Genomic DNA, 4544 nt, shown 5'->3' with positions numbered 1-4544 from the left:
GAAGAGACCGAGAGAGACGTCCCTAAGGGCTCTGATGGAAGGAGGGGCCCTCTCCGGAGGGCCCCGGTCAGAAGGGATGACAAGCGCCCCTCGCCACTGGCGGGGGGCGCATCTTGGCATCGGGGACAAGAAGGGTATATAATGCGCTGTTATCTACAGCTTGGTAACGGAAGCGCAACGGAACGGCGAAGGGGCCGTGCCGGCGCCCGCGATAAGAGAGCCAGGAGATGACCGCCATGAAGCAGCAGCATCGGTTCCTCCGCAGCGCATTGGCCGCTGTGCTCGCCTGGGGCCTGATGGTCCCGGCCGGCGCCGCCTACGCCGACGGGGAAAATACCGCTACCCCCCCCCTAAGTTCTGAAAGCAGCTCCGGCGAGGGGGCATTCGATGGGCCCCTCGTCGATGCGGGCGCCCCCGCGCCCGGGGCCACGGCCGCCGAGACGGGCGGCGAGAACGCCGCAGCCGCCGACCCGACTGCCGCCGAGGCCGCGCCCACGGCTGAAGAGGGGGCCGCTGCGACCTCCGTGGCCGCCGCCCTCGGCAATCTGGTGCCCCGCGCCCTCGGCGCCGAGGTTCCCGCTCCGCGGGAGGGGCAGACTGCGGGCGGCTTCACCGTCGTGGGCGGCAAGGCCGCCACGAGCCAGACGGCCGGCGACGGCGACTACTTCTTCGAGGGCACCACGCTGCATATCCTCACATCCACGCCGCTCACCGTGAGCACGGCGGCTGCCACGGGCCACAATATCGAGATCAATGCCGGTGTGAAGGCCGACCTCACCCTGGCCGGCGTGAACATCAACTCGTCTCTGGCCCCCATCAATCTCGTCACCAACTCCGATGAGGACAAGGACGGCAAGAAGGTCACCAACGCCAACCAGATCACGAACAAGACCATGCTCTACCTGACCATTGGCGCAGGTACGACGAACACGCTGGTCTGCAACAACGCCACCGCCACCGGCTCTCCCGGCATTCGCTGCGGCTGGGGCTCCATCCTCGTCATCGACGACGCCCTCACGAATGTGCGCGCCGGCGGTTCCAAGTTCAATCTGGCCGACATCGTCACGCCCAAGGGGGGCATGGTGCCCGAGGACGTTACTCTCTACGATGGCGTGACCCGCTTGAAGGCCGGCGATTCGCTGGCGGAGATGGAGGCGCCCGATTGCAGGCTCAACGTGACCGGCGGCGGCCATTCCGCCGGTATCGGATCGGCGGCCAACGAGAACGCCGGCACCCTCGTCTTCAACGGCGGTATCATCACGTCCCAGGTGCTGCCCTGGAACAAGGATCGCTGGGCCCTCTCCAACGGCGCCGGTATCGGCGGCGGCTCTTCCGGATCGGGCACCGTGATGGTCTTCAACGGCGGCAACGTGACGGCGACGGCCGGCTCCTGCGGCGCCGGCATTGGCTCGGGCCTGGGTTACTATACCGCCGATCACCGCGGTGGCACTCCCAAGGCCGATGCCATCAACATTCCCACGGGCGAGGCGGCCTCGGGCGGTTACAGCTTCGATGCCCGGCCCGACAGCGTAGAGTGGTTCTGCTGCAAGGCCGCTCATATAACATGTCCCCAGGGAGTGCACTACCTCGGCTCTGCCAAGGACACCAACTACTTTACCGTGGCGGGCGATATCACCGTGAACGGCGGTTTCATCTCCGCCAACAGCGGTCAGCACGGCAATGCCTTCGGCCAGAGCTGCGCCCATGGGCCCTCTTCCAACCGCAACCATATCGTGCGCGTCACCGGCGGCACGCTGCTCACCAATACTTATGACATCAACAGCGCCGATCCGCCCCGCGCCGCCCTGGGCGCCTCGTTCGGCTACACTATTGTCACCGGCGGCTCGGTCATGGTGCAGAAGAAGTCGAACGGCAAGCCCGCCTTCCAGGGCATCGGCGATACGGCGTTCAACACGCAGGGCATCGAGAACTGGGATGACGTGGAGCAGTACAAGGCTGACAACGGCGTTGACGGCCTGCCCGACACCGACAAGGTGCAGATGCTCACCATCGACCTGTCGAGCGAGTTCGACAAGGGCGCCACCGATGCCGACAAGACGGTGCCCGTGACCAAGTGGAAGCTGGAGATCGACAACATCGAGCAGGAGTACGGCGCGCCGTCGTACCTGGACAAGGGCAAGCTGTACCTGTGGCTGCCCGAGAGCGCCACGGGCAAGAAGGTGACCGTGACCATGTCCTACCGCGACAAGAACGGCGAAGAGCACGATATCGAGCCCATGTACGTCGAGGAGGTGGGCGGCGACCAGGGCTCCACCCTGAAGCGCTACATCGACATCCAGGTCGAGAAACTAAGCGCGGAGCAGCAGAAGTACTTCTCGGGCCTTGTGAAGGAGTACGACGGGCTCTCCTTCGAGCCCCTGACCATTACGCCCGACAAGCCCATCGAGTTCGTGTCCGAACAGGGCAACAAGTACACGCTCACCGACATGAAGCACGTGACCACCTCCTATCAACCCTACGACGCCGTGGACGGAAGCCCCCTGCCGGGAAGCTCGGTCGTGACCGGTACCGCCATGCCGGCCGATACCGGCACCTTCCGCGTGCAGCTGGTGTCAAAGGAATACGCCACCGACGCCACGTTCGAGAGCAACTACTGGGGCCACCGCATCACTGCTTGGGCGAAGATTACGCCGGTGCCCGCAGTGCTGGAGATTGAGGGCGTGGAGTGGGGCCACCTCGACGTGGACTCGGGAACCTGGCAGCCCATCGTCAAGGACCAGACTGCCAGCGGCATCGCGGGCAACCGCCTGAAGCTCACCTTCAACATCCGCTCGGCCAACACCACGGCGCTCACCTGCGCGGCGCCCACGGGCAGCTTCCAGGTGCGCATCGACGGTAAGAAAGTGGGCGACCCCATCAAGCTCACGGCCGAGGAGATCGGGAGGTCGGCCCACTCCACCATTGAGGAGAAGGACATATCGGTGAAGGGGGCCGACGGCAAGCCCGAGACGCGCCATGCCACGGTGGTGACCTACTACCTGGATCCGGCCAACCGCGACGGCCTGCTCGATTTGCTGGAATCGGCCGGCAACGGCGAGGAGCACAAGGTGAACCTCGAGTACATCGCCGACAAGAACTATATCGAGGGCGTGGACAAGAACCCGGAGAACGCCGGCGAGGACGACGCCTTCATCGTGCCGGTGCCTCCCACGGGCGACGTGAAGCCCGACGGCCCGGTGGATATCGAGGAATCGGAGACGCCCGATCCGGGTCCCGGCGGCACCGACCCGGACGACCCCACGGGCAAGATGACCGTCATCCGCAAGACCATCACGGCCAGCTATGCCGACTTTCACGACACCGACAACCCCGACCTGGAGGACTTCTTCGCCCTGGCTCTTGAGTCCAGCTCGTCGGTGAAGCCCACCTACGCCGTGTCCAACAACGCCGTGGCCGATCTGGTGCGCGGCGAGGACGGCGCGCCGCTCATCGGCGAGGACGGTAAGCTCCAGGTGCAGATTAACAGCTGCGGCACCTCGGTCATCACCGTGGAGCAGAAGGCCAACGCCCTCTATACCGGCATCAAGTACATCCTCACGGTGAACGTGACCCCCGACCCCTCCATCCGGCCCCAGATCCAGATCCGCCTCACCTGGCGCAACCTCACGGCCCTTAAGGAGGCCGAGGGAGAGCCGGCCATGGCCCTCGCGGCCCGCGGCCTGGCTGCTGTGGCCAGCGGGGACGCCGCCGCCTTCGCCGCCCGGGCGACGGACGGTCGCGCGAGCACCCCGCCGCGCCCCGGCGACGTGCTGGAGTACACGGTCACGGGCCTGAACCTGACGCCTGGTTCCGCCTGGCAGGCCGCCGAGCTGAAGGACATGATCGACGCGAAGCTCTCTTTCGACGCGAAGTCGGTGGAGATAGCTCCGAACTACGCCACGCGCACCGACAAGAGCACCTCCCTCGGCACGGCAGCCTTCTACGACGGCTTCGACTGGGACGACCCTAGCCTGGGCTGGAAGGCTGTGGACCGCGGCGGCGCCGACGGCTACGAGTTCGACGACGGCACCTCCACGCTCACCAAGGGCATCGGCTCGGTCTACGGCGGCCAGTCCACCTCGGTGCGCTTCCAGGCCACGGTGGGGGAGAACGAGGGCCTGGGCGACCGCCCCGAGGACGGCAAGCTGCCCGAGATCGTGAACAAGCCCGCGGGCGGCGGCGAGTTTGGCAAGCCCGAGGGCGACGTGAAGCCCGGCGAGACCCCGGACGTGAAGCCGCTCGAGCCCGAGGACATCGTCATCGTCGGCGACGACGCCGAGCCGGACCCCGACAACCCGGACAACCCGCAGCCGGCGAACCCGGGCACCGTGGGCCCCACCCCCGTGCTGCCCAAGGACCCGCCCGCGGCCGACATCCAGACCACCGTGAAGGTGGAGCTGAAGGAGCACACCGAGGAGCACGACGGCGACCGCTTCATGGTGGGCGACACCCTGCAGGTGACCGTCACCTCCACCAACGCCGCGCCGGACTCCAAGCTCGCCGACGCCGTCATCAAGGCCACCCTGCCCGAGGGCATGGAGCCC

1 protein-coding gene is annotated in these 4544 nt (G+C 66.6%); it reads left to right on the top strand.

What is annotated here, in order from left to right:
• Nucleotides 1–227: 227 nt before the first annotated feature.
• A partial coding sequence (locus tag F8D48_RS04675; protein WP_151430137.1) for a hypothetical protein occupies nucleotides 228–4544 on the top strand: 4317 nt, incomplete at its 3' end.

This window comes from Adlercreutzia muris (assembly GCF_008831045.1).
Classification (GTDB): Bacteria; Actinomycetota; Coriobacteriia; order Coriobacteriales; family Eggerthellaceae; genus Adlercreutzia; species Adlercreutzia muris.
The sequence above is the reverse complement of the archived record's forward strand: the minus strand, read 5'-3'. Positions and strand labels throughout refer to the sequence as shown.